Source organism: Ochrobactrum sp. EDr1-4 (genome assembly GCF_049199085.1).
Classification (GTDB): Bacteria; Pseudomonadota; Alphaproteobacteria; order Rhizobiales; family Rhizobiaceae; genus Brucella.
Window position 1 is genome coordinate 228,640 of record NZ_JBLZOF010000002.1, and the last position, 16,282, is coordinate 244,921.

Genomic DNA, 16,282 nt, shown 5'->3' on the forward strand with positions numbered 1-16,282 from the left:
CCTAGACGAAACATACATTAGCTTGCGTCGACGACATGATTGCCACATCAAAAACTCAAATGCGTGACAGCACGTCTTTACCTAAAATTGGGCTGAAAACGCATAAATCCAGCCGTTTAATCCACTTTTGACACCATTCCCGATCAAGATTTGATGAGAAAGGCGAAGTTTCAGATAGAAACTAGCCTACTATTACGTTTCCGTAAACGTCAAAATTTACACTTAATAGTACCCACTGGTTTAAGCAGCAAAAAAACAGACAAAAGCACACCCACGATCATAAACAGGCGAAGGAAGACCGAAGCTTATTGGCAATTAAGCGGGCGATGACACTGCCAGGCCACCATTCCCATGAGCATTGCACGGCATCACAGCCTGAATTTCCAATGACACTCCAGCAAGCAGCTGCCCCCCCCTAATTCCTATTACGCCATTTGCGTAATATTTTGACCTCACTTTTGCGACGCCAACGGCGGACGCGATGAGAATCATTGGAAAGAACTACCAATCCGAGCGGAAGCATCCAGAAACCGAGGATTGGTAAGAAGCCCAGCGCACCACCTAAAACCAATGCACCGCCTAAAGTTCGGCGCATTGCAACCGATTTGGGCACAGGGATTCGCTTTCCAAGAATCAAAATGGTGCGTTTGACAGGTATTTCATAGGCTTCACTCATAGAACATTCGTACTTTCTGATCCTAACGTGGGTATTCCACAGACATAAATACCCCGGGAAATATGGGGTTTCGTAGGCGAAAAGCAAAAAATTAGAAAAAATGAAAAATAGGGCTTTGCAAATCAGAAATCCTCCTGCTATACGCCACATCGCTGACACAGCGAGCGCCTCTTCCCCGGTAGCTCAGTGGTAGAGCAACCGGCTGTTAACCGGTTGGTCGCTGGTTCGAATCCGGCCCGGGGAGCCACTGCTTTCTTAATGAAAACAGTAGGTTGCATAAAAATCTCAGTTTAAAAATAGAGCATTTAAAAGCTTTAAAATACTGAATTACTGTCTTCGAATTGGTATCTCGAATATATTTTTCTGATAATCCACGGCGCATTTTGCATCGTTTTTTAGATTTCCAACTCATCCATCAGCATTACTAATAGGCTACTTCCCATTGTTGCCCTGCTTAATAGGGGGGAGTTGGCAAGCTTCGGTATCAGCGTGGACTTCCGCCTTTAAAGCCAACTTGAATATCTCACACAGTATAACTGATGTAACACTCATTCTTCCCCAGCCTCACGTCAAAACCCCGAATTTTGAGCCGCAATACCCGATAACAAAACATTGATTTTAATTAATGTTTTGATCCTATTTCATTCATCTGGCGTTCACTCCTCGATTGATACGTTTGGTTCAACACAAAAGGAGTGTCCCATGATTAAGAAAGCCATCCTCGCTGCAATCGCTCTTTCATTTGTTGGCGCACCACTTGCGCAGGCACAAAATCACAATCCGCCACGCAAGCCTGGGTATAGCCACACTGAAAACTCCCGCCCTTCTCATGGGAAAAACTTTGAACGTCACGACCGGCGCGACCAAAAACAAAAGCGCTGGTCACGTGGTGAGCGATATGGTGATTGGCGCCGTCATCAGGAAATTAAAGACTATCAGCGCTATGGCCTTCGTAAGCCAGGCCGCGGTCAGCATTGGGTAAAAGTCGACAATCAATATTTGCTTATCGCTGGTGCGACAGGCCTTATTGCCGGCATCTTGGCTGCGAGATAAATATTAAGCGGGGCTTAGGCCCCGCCTTTAAACTGCATTCAACTATTGGTAATGATTGCTCCGCAGGTTTAGGCACACAAATCCCCATCGAACCAATTCAGATCCCAGAGCATTATCCAAAACTTCGCGATGCATCTTTATATTTTGTCGGACAGACAGCATTCCTTTACGGCGTAAGCTTCATGCGCTGTAAGCCCTCTATTTTATCAAACACACATCGATTTAGACTTACGCCCCGCATATGAGGACTACTGACGCATACGAGGCTGACATACGCATTGCCGCGACGTGAAGCACCGCAAAGCGCAAAAAATATGTAGTCAGCTATATTTTGCGACCAACTCAAGCAACAGTACCAATACGTAACAGGCTGGACGGCTATAATATTCTGTTGAAATCAGAAATTCATATAAATTAACTCTAGAAACAACATCAAAATTAACGAAAGCAGGTATCAGCGAAAACCTTACTGGAGATAAAAATGAAGTTTTCAGATTTCCTGACATTTAACAAATTTCTTACGCCCTATCTGGTCAATGTAATTTATTGGATTGGCCTAATTGGCATAATAATTTCATCTTTAGTTATATTCTTTTCGGCGTTTTCAGCGTTCGGGGGCTTCAAAAATATTATTGGAGCAGTAGTTTTGCTCGCTGTTGGAACGTTGTTTTGGCGCGTTGTCTGCGAAGGTCTTATTCTTTCATTTAAGGTACTTGACCGACTTACAGAAATCAGAGATCGCCTACCTCGTTAATTGAGAAACAGAAAAACAGGCGCTGAAGCGCCTGTTTTGTTTCCAATACCGTCCCATGCATTGAACACAATCTCATTGAACTCATAAGGCCGACTGACCTGCAGATTCCAGCATAGGGGCGGCACGGCAATGCTAATTGTAAATGCCACCGTTGAAACATCTGGCAGCACCCCTCACCCTGTCGTCATTTAATTCGAAATACCCTGAGCGACCTTCTACAGATCACGCAAAACGGCACTCATACATGCATATCGTGCAGGGCCTGAAGATCAACAACATCCGCGATACGTCACGCCATTCCATGTTCAGAATGTGAGAGCGTAATTTGAACAAATCATCTGGCGGATGGAACGCAACTGAAGCGATAAAAAAAGTTGCTAAGTAATTGATTTTGGTGAGCGCGCAGGGATTCGAACCCTGGACCTACTGATTAAAAGTCAGTTGCTCTACCGGCTGAGCTACGCGCTCCCAAGAGGGACAAATCATCCCAGGAAGTGCGCGGAACATACGGGCGACTTTCGGATTGGTCAACACCATAAGTTCAAGTTTTCCCACATAAATTCAAAAAAATCGGCCATTTAAGAGAAAAATCAGATCCAGCTTTATAAAGAATAATGTGAGCACACCAAATCTGGGCGATTTGATCACCGCATAGAGATCAAATCCCTTAGATTCGGTTCTGCACAATGCTTAGAACGTTATAAAACGATACCGCCTACGCAGCTGACATTGTAACCTTCGCTCAGGTTGCGATTTGTAATACGGCACGACAGACGCGCTCTCATATAATTAATCCAACAATATTGGTCTTTCATGTCCCTCATAACAAATATCATATTCCGATTCAGGCACTCACTCTCGGGCATCGGCCTGGCACTCGGAACGTTATTGTTCGCGGCCGCCCTCACGCCAAGCCTCGTCCCACGAACATATGTCATGCAAGGAATATTGTGCGGAACTGCGTTTGGTTTCGGTTACGGCTTTGGCGTCGTATGGCGCTGGACATGGAACTATCTTGAATTGCCTGCGCCAAGCAACCGCTTGCGAAGCATCACTAATCTCTTTGTTGGAATCACGTGCACGGTAATAGCAATCACAGCGCTTTATTTTTCAGCTGGATGGCAAAACTCTGTACGCTCGGTGATGGGCATGGACGCAGTTCCAAGCGCTTATCCAGCAAGCGTATGCGCATTCGCAATTGTTACGTTCCTTATTCTTCTCTTGCTAAGCCGCGCATTAATCCTCCTTGGGTTGTTTATTTCGAGAACAACGCATCGTCTGATACCCCGCCGGGTTTCAAACGTCTTAGGCGCAGTCCTGACCGTTATCATTGTATGGACGATAGCGAACGGTCTTCTCATCCAATCGGCTTTCAAGGTAGTTGACCGGTCGTTTAGTGAATATGATGCGCTGATTGAACCTGAGCGCCCGCAACCGACCCAATCAAACAAAACCGGAAGCGCTTTCTCGTTGCTCAAATGGGAAGAACTGGGACGAGCAGGCCGGGAATATATATCTTCGACACCCACGGCTTCAGAGATATCTTCAGTTACCAAACGGCCTGCAATTGACCCCATTCGTGTCTACGCAGGCTTGAATGTGGCAAGCAAGCCCAAGCAACGCGCTGAACTTGCGCTTGAAGAACTGAAGCGGCAAAATGGCTTTGATCGGTCGGTGCTCGTCATAGTCACTCCAACAGGCACCGGCTGGGTTGATCCAGCCGCTATGGATGGCCTCGAATTTCTGCATGATGGCGATGTCGCGAGTATCGCGATGCAATATTCCTATCTCAACAGTCCACTATCTCTGCTGTTCCAGCCCGAATATGGTGCTGAGTCCTCCCGTGCTTTGTTTACCAGTGTTTATAACTACTGGAAAACGCTTCCAAAAAATCAACGTCCACGTTTATATCTTTACGGCTTAAGCCTTGGTGCGATGAACTCTGAAAAATCAGTAGCCCTATTTGAAATGCTCGAAGACCCAATCAACGGCGCATTGTGGAGTGGTCCGCCATTTCCAAGCCGTGACTGGAAAGAAATCACAAGAGACCGAAATCCGGGTACACCGGAATGGTTACCAGTATTCAGAGATGGCTCTTTCGCACGCTTCATGAATCAAAATGGAGAGGCACCAGGCAATGGAGATCACTGGGGACCATTGCGAATTGTCTATCTGCAATATGCCAGTGATGCCGTCGTGTTCTTTGATAGCCACGCCTTTTATCGCCAGCCCGATTGGATGGAAGCGCCCCGCGGCCCGGACGTTTCACCTCAATTGCGGTGGTATCCGGTAGTAACGATGTTACAATTGGCCCTCGATATGGCATTCGCAACAACAACACCTATGGGCTACGGCCACGTCTACTCCCCTGAAGACTATGTTGATGCATGGATAAAAGTGACAGATATCAACGGCTGGGATAGCGACCGGATTGAGCAACTCAAGCAATATCTCGGGCGTAAAATTGCGAATGACGATGTTGAAGGTTACGAGCAGCGCGGGGGCTAAAAAACCCTTAAACAAAACAGCCGCCCTTGCGAGGCGGCTGTCATTTGAGAAGCTATTCCAAACTCATCAATAAGGTGAGTAGCACTGCTGACGCGGGCCATTATACGGCTGGAAAGTGTTATCCGAAGCGCGATACGACTTATATCGGTTATAACACCACTGAACATGGTTGTTGCCCTGACGATACACCGGCTGTGGCGCAGGCTGGGAAGCAATTGCTCCGCCTATAATCGCGCCAGCACCAAACGCTGCCAGAGGGTACCACCACCCATCATTATGGCGACGATAGCCATGGCGGTAATTATTATAGCCACGGTGACCATTCCAATAGCCTGGACGCGGGCGATGATTGCCGTTCCAGCCCGGACGATGGCCTGGACGCCCACCATTCCAGCCAGGGCGGTTTCCCGGACGATGGCCATTCCAATTTCCGTTACCATGACGACGCCAGCGATCATCCCGAATCTGATGAACATTATCACTGCCTGCAATCTGCGCAGTTGGCAGGACCGGAGCCGCCGAAACCGGTACCATCGCACCGATCAGAAAAGTAGCGCCTACAAGGCCGACTACTATTTTTTTCAGAGAGTTTATCATCTTATTCTCCAGTTCAACTGCACACATCATCACAGAAGAAAGATGAACCTGTGCTGAATGATGGTTAGAAATATATGTCACCCTAATGGTATGGCAAGCTGCGCGCTCCACATCGCATCAGCATGGTTAAAACATTTATGAAACCTATTGGTTCTAGGACCTAACAGATGCTTACTTTATGAGTTTCAATTCACCAATACTGACCGCCTTGATCGCTCCAGCAATTTGCCATCAACGGCATCGATCTTTGAATTTTATCCGTCATCTTCTATAGAGGCATTTTGACATCTGGTGGCGAGATTGAAAAAGCTGCATATGCTGCTGCTATGAATGATAGCTCCGCTTGCCCTACCGCTCATCCAGACAACGAACCAAAACGATTGACGCATTTTCTGCCGCAGTCAGGAGATCAGTCCGTGGAGTGGCTCGTCGCGGACGGATTAACGGATTACGAAGTAGCGCTCACGTTCATGGAACAGCGCGTGCAAGCTATTCGCGAGGGCACTGCCAGCGAGCTTGTCTGGCTTGTCGAACATCCGCCGCTTTACACTGCCGGCACCAGCGCTCACACTGAAGATCTTCTGACGCCAGATCGCTTCCCGGTTTTCAACACCGGACGTGGCGGTGAATACACCTATCACGGCCCCGGTCAGCGTGTGGCCTATGTCATGCTGGACTTGAAGCGTCGCCGTGAAGACGTCCGGGCATTTGTAACCGCACTTGAGCAATGGATCGTCGAGACATTGGCCCAGTTCAACGTCAAAGGTGAACGTCGTGCAGATCGTGTTGGCGTATGGGTTTCACGCCCAGAAAAGCCGCTGCTTGCCAATGGTGGAATGTGTGAAGATAAGATCGCTGCTATCGGCATTCGCCTGCGCCGCTGGGTGAGCTTCCACGGCATTGCCATCAATGTCGAGCCAGAGCTCGAACATTTTGGCGGCATCGTCCCTTGCGGCATTGCGGAATATGGGGTGACCAGCCTTGTCGATCTTGGCTTGCCGATCACCATGGGCGACGTGGATGTTGCTCTTGGAGTAGCTTTTGAAAGCGTCTTCGGCCCTCGTCAGACGAAATAATCAGACGACTTTTATTCGCCTCTCGCGCATGAAGACGTAAAAGCCCGACCCTACGATAATGAAGATGCCGAACCATTTGGACGGCGTCGGAAAATCACCAAATATAATCAGCCCAACCAGAACCGCGTTGACGATTTCCAAATACTGAAACGGTGCTAGCATGGATGCTGGGGCAAGCTTAAATGCCTGCACAACCAACAAATGGCTGACTGTGCCAATTGCGCCCAGCAGAAACAGCAACAACCAAGGCTGTAGGCTATGAGGCAGCGCGAAGCTTAGATCTTCAACGCCAGCAGCCGTGCCAAAAATCATAAACAGACCTGCGATCAGCGATCCACCGACGCCTGCATAAAACTGCATGACGACAGGACCTTCTTTCGCACCATATTTGCGGTTCAAAATCAGATAGATCGCGAAAGTAACGGCAGTTGCCAACGGCAACAGCGATACCGCACCAAAAATCTCAAAGCTCGGCTGAATAACGATCATCGTACCAATCAACCCGATACCGACCGCACTGAACCGGCGCCAACCGACCTTTTCTTTAAGAAATATAGCAGATAGCAATGTGAGGATCAGCGGCTCGGCAAAAAACACCGCCATGGCGTCGGCGAGCGGCATATATTTAACGGCGGTGAAGAAACACGTTCCGCCAAAGCCCATCAGCGCGCCACGCACAAGATTGCCTGTAAGATGTTTCGTATGCAGCGCGGTTAAGCCGCCCATGGCAATCAAAACTGCAAACATCAGTCCGGACTGAATGAAAAAGCGCATGAAGGTAACGGTCGCCGGAGGCATGTTATCCATCATGGCAAGCCACTTGCCGATGGCATCCATTAGCGGCAGTAGCAGCACCGAAAGCACCATGATCGCCATGCCCTTTACATGCGCTTCTGTACCGCCTGTCGCCGTGCCGTGCATTTTATCACTCACAATTTCATCACTGCAATTGCGCTTACGCGAATGATCGGCTTGTTTCTATCTTAATCCGCGTAATTGAGCCTGCGGTTTGACTTTCGCCATGTTTGTGGTGCAAATCGGTCTCGCAACGCACAAAACCACTTGATAAGTTCGGGCAAAAGCGGAACGTAAGGCGAACTTTGTTCGCGTTACGGGTATTATCGTGGCATCATCTGTGTGATTCGCAGATATAGATTTGGTACCGTTCGCATGGGGCGGTCCTATAGGTTTCAGACAGAAAGCTTTTCGGACAAAGATGGACGATAACGATCTCTTTTCCAGAGTAGTCAGCAATGCCCGTGAACGGCAGACGGACCGACAGCCCGATAAGGCTCCGGCACCACAGCCTGTTGCCCAAACGGTCACACCGCCATCTGCACCGAAACCTGCTTCAGTGACAACAAAAGCTCCACCTATTTCGTCGAGTGGCGATGATTACAACGCATCTTCCATCCGCGTTCTTGAAGGCCTTGAGCCTGTACGTCTGCGCCCCGGTATGTATATCGGCGGCACTGACGAGAAGGCGCTGCATCATCTGTTCGCAGAAGTCATCGATAACTCGATGGACGAAGCGGTTGCAGGCCATGCCAATTTTATTGAAGTCAGCCTGGATACTGAAGGCTTCCTGACAGTTAGCGATAACGGACGCGGCATTCCGGTTGATGAGCACCCACAGGTGCCGGGAAAGTCGACGCTTGAAGTCATCATGACCAAGCTGCACGCAGGCGGTAAGTTTGATGGCAAAGCCTATGAAACCTCCGGCGGCCTGCACGGTGTTGGTGTATCGGTGGTCAACGCACTTTCCGATGTTCTGGAAGTAGAGGTTGCGCGCAATCGACGCCTTTATCGCCAGCGCTTTTCGCGCGGCATTCCGCAGGGTGGTCTTGAAGATGTCGGCGAAGTCCACAACCGTCGTGGTACGCGCGTACGTTTCCATCCGGACCCCGATATTTTCGGCAAGAGCGCCCATTTTGATCCGCACCGGCTTTATCGCATGGCGCGCTCAAAGGCGTATCTGTTTGGTGGTGTCGAAATTCGTTGGAGTTGCGATCCGTCGCTTCTCGACCCAAAGAAAGAAACACCTGAAAAGGCCGTTTTCCATTTCCCCGGTGGTCTGAAAGATTATCTCTCGGCGTCACTTGGCAAAGAGCATCAGGTTACGCGTGAGATTTTCTCTGGCCGAACCGAAAAGCAAGGCGGTCATGGTGCCGTTGAGTGGGCGATCTCATGGTATGGCGGCGACGGCTTCGTCAATTCCTACTGTAATACGATCCCGACTGCCGATGGTGGCACGCATGAAGCGGGTCTTCGTATTGCCCTCACACGTGGCCTCAAAGCCTATGCGGAACTGACCAACAACAAACGCGCTTCAATCATCACCACCGATGACGTGATGATATCTGCCGCTGCTATGATGTCCGTCTTTATTCGCGAGCCTGAATTTGTCGGCCAGACCAAGGATAAGCTTGCAACCGTCGAAGCGCAGCGAATTGTAGAAAATGTAATCCGCGATCCATTCGATCATTGGCTTACCGCGTCGCCGCAAGAGGCATCACGCCTTCTCGATTGGGTTGTTGACCGTGCAGAGGAACGTCTGCGTCGTCGTCAGGAAAAGGAAACCGTTCGCAAGAGCGCAACGCGTAAGCTGCGTCTTCCGGGTAAGCTTGCTGACTGCACGCAAAATGCGGCTGCGGGTGCTGAATTGTTCATCGTGGAAGGTGATTCCGCTGGCGGATCTGCCAAGCAAGCGCGCAATCGCTCCAATCAGGCGATCCTGCCGCTGCGTGGTAAAATCCTGAATGTCGCCAGTGCTGGCCGCGAAAAGCTAACAGCAAACCAGCAGATTGCCGATCTCGTGCAGGCCTTGGGTGCCGGCACGCGTAAAAACTATCGCGAAGAAGATTTGCGTTATGATCGCATTATCATCATGACAGATGCGGACGTGGATGGCGCGCATATTGCATCGCTGTTGATTACGTTCTTCTACCAGGAAATGCCGGACCTTATCCGTAACGGGCACCTTTATCTGGCCGTTCCGCCGCTTTACCGCATTAGTCAGGGTGGCAAAGTTGCCTATGCACGTGACGATGCGCACAAAGATGAGTTGATGCGCACAATGTTTACAGGTCGCGGTAAGGTAGAGCTTGGCCGCTTCAAAGGCCTCGGCGAAATGCGCGCCGAACAGCTCAAAGAAACCACGATGGACCCTAAGAAGCGTACCCTTCTGCGCGTCCATGTTGATGAAGATTATATCGAAGAAACACGCGTCACTGTTGATGATCTGATGGGTACAAAGCCGGAAGCCCGCTTCCGCTTCATTCAGGATCGCGCTGCATTCGTAGAAGAGCTTGATATTTAGCTCAGCTTAACGGCATGTAAGCAATAAGTCGGAATACAGATCCGTGAAGGATTGCGGGCGCATATATTCGCCCGCCATCAGATCATTTATTATGATCTGCCAGCCATTGCTGCATCATTTTGATTTCGGCTTCCTGTGCGGAAATGACTTCTTCCGCGAGGGCTTTCACCTTCGGATCAGAGCCATATTTGAGTACAACGCGAGCCATATCAATCGCACCCTGATGATGTGGAATCATTCCCCGCATAAAATCTGCATCCGCATCGCCCGTATATTCTATGCTCATGCCTGCATGCATACGGTCATTCGCATCCTTATAAGCCGAAACCGCAGAATTATCGGAAGTCGCATCAGCTTTCGCAGCACTGCTACCATGATGCATGTGTGAATCGCCAGCATTTGTCTGCGCCTGAGCAATGCCTGCTCCCAGACATACGACCACCACACCCGCTAAAAAACTCTTTGTCGCGCGTTTATAATCAACCAAAAACATATTCAAAAATGGCATGAGAACCTCCGTGGTTTATCTCATGCCAAAAGATGAGGCTTGCCATCGTTGGAAGGTCAAGCAATTAGATATCAAAAACTAAAATAAACGAAAGCACGCCCCCACAGGTGATTTATTGTTTTACATCAATGCCGAGCTTGGTTTGAATATCATCAATCGATTCTTTGACAAAGAATGTAAGATCAGTGCTCAGCGTTACAATACGCGTTCCTGTACCATAGGCATTATATGACAAAACGTGGTTGAAATTGACCGCGACTCGCTCGCCGCTGACGTCCGTAAGCATAATCCACATATAAGCCCCTCCTCTGAAAAACGATTCCTTATAAGAGGATAGGCGCATGTCTTAAAATGGCAATGACGCTTTATAAGTCTGCGCGCATTCGGACTTTTTCAACATTGCGCTCAAAGCTTGCCGACCATTCTTCGCTACGCTGATAAATGCGAAAGCCTAATTTCTCATACAGTCTAATTGCCAGGAGATTATCGGCATGTGTGCCGATTTCGGCATCTGAAAAGCCATTGAGAACAATCTGAGCCATCAACGCATCAAGCAACGCGCCGCCCAGTCCCTGACCGTGATGGGCAGGATCAATCCAGAGGTCGGAAATATAGTTTGATTTCGGGACATGAGCCCCCCAGCCGCAAATCTCGCTGCTTCGTTCCGCGAGCAGAACACCATCGGCATTCTCATACAAATCACGAAGGAATTTGGCCTGAAGCCCTGCCCAGCTTTCATTCGTGAGCGTAATGTTGCGTGCTGCGGTTTGCCATGCCCGAACTGCTAGCTCAGCCATCAAAACAAATTCGCCGGGCGATGCCCGGCGAATGAGAGTTTCAGATCTTACCACCATTTCTTTGGGGTAAAGCGCCCAGCTGCTTGCTCAATTGCATTGGCTGCCTGGAACAAAGTTTCTTCTTCAAATGGACGGCCGATCAACTGCAAACCAAGCGGCAAGCCCTGATCGTTAAGGCCCGCAGGAACAGCAATACCCGGCAGACCCGCCATGTTGAGCGTGATGGTGAAGATGTCATTGAGATACATCTTAACCGGATCGTTTGCGAGTTCCTTGTCGCCAATGCTGAACGCAGCAGAAGGCGTAATCGGCGTCAGAATTGCATCAACACCACTTGCAAAGACATTTTCAAAGTCTTTCTTGATCAGTGTACGAACCTTCTGCGCGCGCAGATAATAAGCATCGTAATAGCCCGCCGACAGAACATAGGTTCCCGTCAGGATGCGGCGCTTTACTTCCCTGCCAAAACCTGCGGCGCGGCTCTGTTCGTACATATCGGCAATGTCCTTGCCCGGCACGCGCAGACCATAGCGCACGCCATCATAACGCGCGAGGTTGGACGAAGCTTCAGCAGGTGCAACGATGTAATAAGCGGCAAGCGCATATTTAGTGTGCGGCAGCGAAACATCGACGATTTCTGCACCAGCATCCTTAAGATACTGAACGCCCTTCTGCCAAAGCGCTTCGATTTCTTCCGGCATACCGTCGATACGATATTCGTTCGGAATACCGATCTTGAGGCCCTTCAGCGACTTGCCGATAGCTGCTTCATAATCTGGAACCGGCAGATCAACAGACGTTGTATCTTTCAGATCGACCGATGCCATTGATTTGAGCAGGATTGCAGCGTCGCGAACGTCGCGCGCAATCGGACCAGCCTGATCAAGCGACGATGCATAAGCGACAACACCCCAGCGCGAAACGCGACCATAGGTCGGCTTAATGCCAACTGTGCCGGTGAACGCAGCTGGCTGACGGATCGAGCCGCCGGTATCAGATGCCGTAGCGCCTGCGCAAAGATGCGCTGCAACAGCTGCGGAGGAACCACCCGAAGAACCGCCCGGCACCAAATCAACATCCGAGCCGTTTGCGCGCCAAGGATTCTTCACCGGACCGTAATAGGAGCTTTCATTGGACGAACCCATCGCGAATTCATCCATGTTGAGCTTGCCCAACATGACAGCGCCGTCAGCCCAGAGGTTGGAAGTGACGGTTGATTCATATTCAGGCTTGAAGCCGTCAAGAACGTGCGAACAGGCCTGCGTGTGAATACCCTTGGTCGCGAACAAGTCTTTTACGCCAAGCGGAATACCTTCCAACGCACCGGCTTTGCCTTCGGCAATGCGAGCGTCGGAAGCCTTTGCCATTTCGCGCGCCTTTTCAGGCGTCACAGCGACATAGGCATTGATCTTGTCATTGGCGGAATCAATAGCCGCAATATAGGCGTCAGTCAGTTCGGTCGCTGTGAAGGCTTTAGCCTTCAACTTGTCGCGCGCTTCGGCAATGGTCAGTGCGGTCAGTTCGCTCATCATCAAATCCTGTAAAGTCACGCCGCAACCGGCGCATTCGTGGTGAATGATAAAAGGTCTATTCAACGACCTTTGGCACCACGAAGAAATTGTCTTCGGTAACAGGCGCATTCGCAACAACGGCATTGGCAATATTGCCATCCGTCACGGCATCTTCACGTAAGCGCATTTTCATCGGCGAAACCGAGGTCATAGGCTCAACACCTTCAACATCAACTTCATTCAATTGCTCAACAAAGCCCAAAATTGCATTGAGTTCGCCAGTCATGCGCTCGGCTTCGTCTTCTGTGACGGCGATACGCGCAAGATGCGCGACGCGCTTGACGGTTGAAATATCGACGGACATCCTGTTCTCCGCAAATGCATGTTTAGGGCGGCGGACCGCCACCCCGAAAAGGTTCTTTTACCGGCTATAACGGTGTGGGTGCGGAAGCGCAACATTTCTTGCGCTCCCATCCATAGTTAGAAGCGATGAGCGTGGCCCGGTTTCGCCACCAGTACCTTTGTGTGCTTATGGTCAGCCATAGCTTCAAAAAACTTGTCTGCCGTCTGATCGATGATCGGGAACGAACCATAATGGCATGGCAGAACGGTTTTGAAGTTGAAATAACGCTGGCAGGCAAGAGCCGCCACAGCCCCGCCCATTGTGAAGCGATCACCAATCGGCACAATGCCGATTTCCGGCTGATGCAATTCATTGATCAGCGCCATATCGGAGAAAATATCCGTATCACCCATATGATAAAGTGTCGGTGCATCGTTGAAATGGAAAACCAACCCGTTTGGATTACCAAGCGCCTGGCTGACGCCATTTTCGGTCAGCATAGCCGATGAATGAAGGGCATTGACGAAAGTCACAGTGAAGCCTTCATGCGCCAGCGTGCCGCCAGTATTGCCAGCGTCAAGCTTTTCAACGCCCTGACTTCCGAGCCATGTGGCCAGATCAGCATTGGCGATAACGGTCGCACCATGTTCCTTAGCAATCGCGACCGTATCGCCAATATGATCGCCGTGACCGTGCGTCAGCGCGATATGCGTGGTGCCCTTGGTGGCTTCCTTGAAATCGATGCCCTTAGCACCCGGATTTCCATTGATGAACGGATCAATAAGAATAACGGCCTTATCTGTTTCAACGCGATAGGCTGCATGGCCCAACCAAGTGATTTTCATTGTATTTCTCCGTGTGGCTCGATTTTCAACTCTAAAACAGATATTACGGCTCAATTCCATCAGGCAATATGAAGCCTGATCAAAATACTATGAGGACACATGGCCGTCGTTGAAATCGAAGACGTTTTGGAAATCCTGCAACCCGGCCAGACTGTCGCCGGGCTGGACCTTGGCACTAAAACTATTGGCCTTGCAGTTTCTGATCTCGGCCTGTCGTTCTCGCATCCACGTCCTGTGGTTAAACGCACCAAGTTCACAATCGATGCACAGGTGCTGCTCAAAGCGCTTGAAGCCGACAAAGTTGGCGTCATCATTATTGGCCTGCCTATGAACATGGATGGTTCAGCCGGACCACGCGTTCAGGCAACGCGTGCCTTCGTGCGCACCATGCAGCCCCTGACCGATCTGCCTTTCGTCTATTGGGACGAGCGGCTTTCAACAGTCGCTGCCGAACGCGCGCTGATCGGCATGGATGTTTCCCGCGGCAAGCGGGCCGAACGCATCGATTCGGCCGCAGCTTCCTTCATCCTGCAAGGTGCACTGGATCGTCTGCACATGCTGCGCTCATCGCATTTTGACGACAGCGATTACGACGCAGGATAAAGCTGATCCAATATCCGGTTGGCATTGTGTCGTGCATCCAGCATGCCATAGGTCGAACGCCACTGCCCGCCAAGACGTGTCTCAATAAACGCGTCTGCCACATCATCTGCCCCAAGATTGCGCAGTTCTGCAGCTGCAGCAGCATAAGCGAGCTGCTCCGTCAGAAGGCGTGCAACACCCTGATCGGTTTCGGTTAGCTGCAAAGCTGCCTGCAACACATCAATGGTGCCCTGCCCGCGTACACCCAACTGTCCGCTAATCCAGTCGAGAACTTCGTCGAACAGTGCCGGTGCACGCGAAAGCACACGCGCCACATCAAGCGCCATGACATTGCCCGAGCCTTCCCATATCGCATTGACCGGCGCTTCGCGATAAGCGCGTGCAAGATTGCCATCTTCAACATAGCCATTGCCGCCAAGGCATTCCATCGCTTCATAAAGCAATGCCGGTGCAATCTTGCAGACCCAATATTTAACAACCGGCGTCATGCAGCGCGCAAAAGCCGCTTCTGCGCGGTCACTTGCAGCCATGTCAAAGGCACGCGCCAGACGCATGGACAGTGCAGTCGCACCCGCCACATCAAGCGCCATATCAGCGAGAACGCGGCTCATCAGCGGTTGTTCGATCAGCTTTTGCCCACCCACTTCGCGATGACGTGCATGATGAACGGCCTCAGCCAGTCCCGAACGCATAAGGCCAGCAGAGGCAACAGCACAATCAAGCCGCGTCAGCGTGACCATATCCATGATGGTTTTGACGCCCTCGCCCAGATTGCCGACCAGATGACCGATAGCGCCATCGAACTCGACTTCTGCGGAGGCATTGGATTTGTTGCCGAGCTTGTCTTTGAGACGCTGGAAGAAGAAGCCGTTGCCAGCCGCTTCATTGGTCAGGCGCGGCAACAAGAAACAGGACAGACCTTCTTCCGCCTGCGCCAGCACCAGAAAAGCATCCGACATTGGAGCCGACATAAACCACTTATGACCACTGATTGTATAGGTGCCGTCTTCGTTGCGTTCGGCGCTGGTTGTATTGGCGCGCACATCCGTGCCGCCCTGCTTCTCGGTCATGCCCATGCCAAGCGTTATGCCATGCTTTTGCAAGGCAGGCTTTTGCGAGGAATCATATTTGCGCGACAAAATCTGCGGCGACCATTCCTTGTAAAGATCAGGCGACGCCATGACGGCAGCAAGCGACGCATTGGTCATGGTGAGCGGGCACAGATGCCCTGCCTCAAGCTGTGCGGTCAAGAAGAAGCGCGCAGCGCGTGCCTGATGGCGACGTCCGGCTTCAGCTGGATTGGCTTCCCAAATCGAGCAATGTAGACCCTGTGCAATCGAACGGCGCATTAGCGCATGATAGGCGGGGTGATATTCCACCAGATCAGATCGCCGACCCTGACGATCATGGGTACGCAGCTTTGGAAGCTCTGTATTGGCAAGGCGCGCCAGATCCTGCGCTTCCGCCGACATGACAAAACGTCCGGTGTTTTCCAGATCAGAATGCAGTTCTTTGGGAAAGCGTGCTGCGATCTGTATCAGAAGCGGATCGCCCAGATATGCATTTGTGCCCGTCATGGACGGTGTCTGGTTGGTGACTTCGTGCGTTTTCACAGGCTCATCCGTTTGGTTCTGGTCAATTCAAAATCAGCTCGCGAGCCTTTTGAAGCTCAGCGATTTAATATTCTATGCT

The 16,282-nt window shown here is 50.7% G+C and carries 16 protein-coding genes and 2 tRNA genes; 7 read left to right on the forward strand and 11 right to left on the reverse strand.

What is annotated here, in order from left to right; translation table 11 throughout:
- Positions 1-415 precede the first annotated feature (415 nt).
- Complete coding sequence (locus ACOZHT_RS07455; RefSeq protein WP_339509674.1) at positions 416-676, reverse strand: hypothetical protein; 261 nt, start codon at positions 674-676, stop codon at positions 416-418.
- A gap of 172 nt (positions 677-848) precedes the next feature.
- Between ACOZHT_RS07455 and ACOZHT_RS07460 the strand changes: the two genes are divergently transcribed.
- The 3 genes from ACOZHT_RS07460 to ACOZHT_RS07470 all read left to right on the forward strand — a co-directional run bounded on the left by ACOZHT_RS07460 (position 849) and on the right by ACOZHT_RS07470 (position 2,483).
- Positions 849-923 (forward strand) — tRNA-Asn (locus ACOZHT_RS07460).
- A 455-nt stretch (positions 924-1,378) separates the two neighbouring features.
- Positions 1,379-1,729, forward strand: a complete 351-nt coding sequence (locus ACOZHT_RS07465) for an RcnB family protein (protein ID WP_339509688.1) — start codon at positions 1,379-1,381, stop codon at positions 1,727-1,729.
- Positions 1,730-2,210: 481 nt separating this feature from the next.
- Positions 2,211-2,483 carry a DUF4282 domain-containing protein gene (locus ACOZHT_RS07470; RefSeq protein ID WP_421565546.1) on the forward strand — a complete coding sequence of 91 codons (273 nt, stop codon included), beginning with the start codon at positions 2,211-2,213 and terminating at the stop codon, positions 2,481-2,483.
- A gap of 392 nt (positions 2,484-2,875) precedes the next feature.
- Here ACOZHT_RS07470 and ACOZHT_RS07475 read toward each other — a convergent pair.
- Positions 2,876-2,951: transfer RNA gene (locus tag ACOZHT_RS07475), tRNA-Lys, on the reverse strand.
- A gap of 345 nt (positions 2,952-3,296) precedes the next feature.
- Between ACOZHT_RS07475 and ACOZHT_RS07480 the strand changes: the two genes are divergently transcribed.
- Complete coding sequence (locus tag ACOZHT_RS07480) at positions 3,297-4,991, forward strand: alpha/beta hydrolase (RefSeq protein WP_339509689.1); 1,695 nt, start codon at positions 3,297-3,299, stop codon at positions 4,989-4,991.
- A 66-nt stretch (positions 4,992-5,057) separates the two neighbouring features.
- On the opposite strand, the gene ACOZHT_RS07485 is transcribed toward ACOZHT_RS07480, so the two are convergent.
- Positions 5,058-5,588: a BA14K family protein gene (locus tag ACOZHT_RS07485; RefSeq protein ID WP_339509690.1), complete on the reverse strand. Its 531-nt coding sequence runs from the start codon at positions 5,586-5,588 to the stop codon at positions 5,058-5,060.
- A gap of 326 nt (positions 5,589-5,914) precedes the next feature.
- Between ACOZHT_RS07485 and lipB the strand changes: the two genes are divergently transcribed.
- Positions 5,915-6,664 carry a lipoyl(octanoyl) transferase LipB gene (gene lipB / locus ACOZHT_RS07490; protein WP_339510315.1) on the forward strand — a complete coding sequence of 250 codons (750 nt, stop codon included), beginning with the start codon at positions 5,915-5,917 and terminating at the stop codon, positions 6,662-6,664.
- Here lipB and ACOZHT_RS07495 read toward each other — a convergent pair whose 3' ends face one another.
- The gene (locus tag ACOZHT_RS07495) at positions 6,665-7,585 is read right to left on the reverse strand and encodes a DMT family transporter (protein WP_339510317.1); all 921 of its coding nucleotides are present in this window, start codon (positions 7,583-7,585) and stop codon (positions 6,665-6,667) included. It abuts the gene before it with no gap.
- Positions 7,586-7,880: 295 nt separating this feature from the next.
- On the opposite strand from ACOZHT_RS07495, the gene parE reads away from it, so the two are divergent.
- Positions 7,881-9,983, forward strand: coding sequence for a DNA topoisomerase IV subunit B (parE, locus tag ACOZHT_RS07500; protein ID WP_339509691.1), 2,103 nt, complete (start codon positions 7,881-7,883; stop codon positions 9,981-9,983).
- Between the two features lie 82 nt (positions 9,984-10,065).
- On the opposite strand, the gene copM is transcribed toward parE, so the two are convergent.
- From copM to ACOZHT_RS07530, 6 genes are all read right to left on the reverse strand, one after another.
- Positions 10,066-10,491 carry a CopM family metallochaperone gene (gene copM, locus ACOZHT_RS07505; protein ID WP_339509692.1) on the reverse strand — a complete coding sequence of 142 codons (426 nt, stop codon included), beginning with the start codon at positions 10,489-10,491 and terminating at the stop codon, positions 10,066-10,068.
- A gap of 112 nt (positions 10,492-10,603) precedes the next feature.
- The gene (locus ACOZHT_RS07510; protein WP_310011354.1) at positions 10,604-10,786 is read right to left on the reverse strand and encodes a hypothetical protein; all 183 of its coding nucleotides are present in this window, start codon (positions 10,784-10,786) and stop codon (positions 10,604-10,606) included.
- Positions 10,787-10,856: 70 nt separating this feature from the next.
- The gene (locus ACOZHT_RS07515; RefSeq protein ID WP_339509693.1) at positions 10,857-11,288 is read right to left on the reverse strand and encodes a GNAT family N-acetyltransferase; all 432 of its coding nucleotides are present in this window, start codon (positions 11,286-11,288) and stop codon (positions 10,857-10,859) included.
- 47 nt (positions 11,289-11,335) lie between these two features.
- Entirely contained in the window at positions 11,336-12,817 is a 1,482-nt protein-coding gene (gatA, locus tag ACOZHT_RS07520; RefSeq protein WP_339509694.1) for an Asp-tRNA(Asn)/Glu-tRNA(Gln) amidotransferase subunit GatA, read from the reverse strand.
- 58 nt (positions 12,818-12,875) lie between these two features.
- The gene (gene gatC / locus ACOZHT_RS07525) at positions 12,876-13,163 is read right to left on the reverse strand and encodes an Asp-tRNA(Asn)/Glu-tRNA(Gln) amidotransferase subunit GatC (protein ID WP_113499140.1); all 288 of its coding nucleotides are present in this window, start codon (positions 13,161-13,163) and stop codon (positions 12,876-12,878) included.
- Positions 13,164-13,279: 116 nt separating this feature from the next.
- Positions 13,280-13,987: a metal-dependent hydrolase gene (locus ACOZHT_RS07530; RefSeq protein WP_339509695.1), complete on the reverse strand. Its 708-nt coding sequence runs from the start codon at positions 13,985-13,987 to the stop codon at positions 13,280-13,282.
- A gap of 99 nt (positions 13,988-14,086) precedes the next feature.
- Between ACOZHT_RS07530 and ruvX the strand changes: the two genes are divergently transcribed.
- Positions 14,087-14,590 carry a Holliday junction resolvase RuvX gene (ruvX, locus tag ACOZHT_RS07535; protein ID WP_339509696.1) on the forward strand — a complete coding sequence of 168 codons (504 nt, stop codon included), beginning with the start codon at positions 14,087-14,089 and terminating at the stop codon, positions 14,588-14,590.
- On the opposite strand, the gene ACOZHT_RS07540 is transcribed toward ruvX, so the two are convergent.
- Positions 14,575-16,203: an acyl-CoA dehydrogenase family protein gene (locus tag ACOZHT_RS07540; protein WP_339509697.1), complete on the reverse strand. Its 1,629-nt coding sequence runs from the start codon at positions 16,201-16,203 to the stop codon at positions 14,575-14,577. The genes ruvX and ACOZHT_RS07540 overlap by 16 nt on opposite strands.
- Between the last annotated feature and the right edge of the window lie 79 nt (positions 16,204-16,282).

What these genes read in the sequence shown, in the direction of transcription:
- ACOZHT_RS07470 (WP_421565546.1), top strand. Translation starts at nt 2,211, where the DNA reads ATGAAGTTTTCAGATTTCCTGACATTTAACAAATTTCTTACGCCCTAT.
- ACOZHT_RS07480 (WP_339509689.1), top strand. Translation starts at nt 3,297, where the DNA reads ATGTCCCTCATAACAAATATCATATTCCGATTCAGGCACTCACTCTCG.
- copM (WP_339509692.1), bottom strand. Translation starts at nt 10,491, where the DNA reads ATGCCATTTTTGAATATGTTTTTGGTTGATTATAAACGCGCGACAAAG.
- ACOZHT_RS07510 (WP_310011354.1), bottom strand. Translation starts at nt 10,786, where the DNA reads ATGTGGATTATGCTTACGGACGTCAGCGGCGAGCGAGTCGCGGTCAAT.
- lipB (WP_339510315.1), top strand. Translation starts at nt 5,915, where the DNA reads ATGAATGATAGCTCCGCTTGCCCTACCGCTCATCCAGACAACGAACCA.
- ACOZHT_RS07455 (WP_339509674.1), bottom strand. Translation starts at nt 676, where the DNA reads ATGAGTGAAGCCTATGAAATACCTGTCAAACGCACCATTTTGATTCTT.
- gatA (WP_339509694.1), bottom strand. Translation starts at nt 12,817, where the DNA reads ATGAGCGAACTGACCGCACTGACCATTGCCGAAGCGCGCGACAAGTTG.
- ACOZHT_RS07495 (WP_339510317.1), bottom strand. Translation starts at nt 7,585, where the DNA reads ATGCACGGCACGGCGACAGGCGGTACAGAAGCGCATGTAAAGGGCATG.
- ACOZHT_RS07485 (WP_339509690.1), bottom strand. Translation starts at nt 5,588, where the DNA reads ATGATAAACTCTCTGAAAAAAATAGTAGTCGGCCTTGTAGGCGCTACT.
- ACOZHT_RS07530 (WP_339509695.1), bottom strand. Translation starts at nt 13,987, where the DNA reads ATGAAAATCACTTGGTTGGGCCATGCAGCCTATCGCGTTGAAACAGAT.
- ruvX (WP_339509696.1), top strand. Translation starts at nt 14,087, where the DNA reads ATGGCCGTCGTTGAAATCGAAGACGTTTTGGAAATCCTGCAACCCGGC.
- parE (WP_339509691.1), top strand. Translation starts at nt 7,881, where the DNA reads ATGGACGATAACGATCTCTTTTCCAGAGTAGTCAGCAATGCCCGTGAA.
- ACOZHT_RS07515 (WP_339509693.1), bottom strand. Translation starts at nt 11,288, where the DNA reads ATGGCTGAGCTAGCAGTTCGGGCATGGCAAACCGCAGCACGCAACATT.
- ACOZHT_RS07465 (WP_339509688.1), top strand. Translation starts at nt 1,379, where the DNA reads ATGATTAAGAAAGCCATCCTCGCTGCAATCGCTCTTTCATTTGTTGGC.
- gatC (WP_113499140.1), bottom strand. Translation starts at nt 13,163, where the DNA reads ATGTCCGTCGATATTTCAACCGTCAAGCGCGTCGCGCATCTTGCGCGT.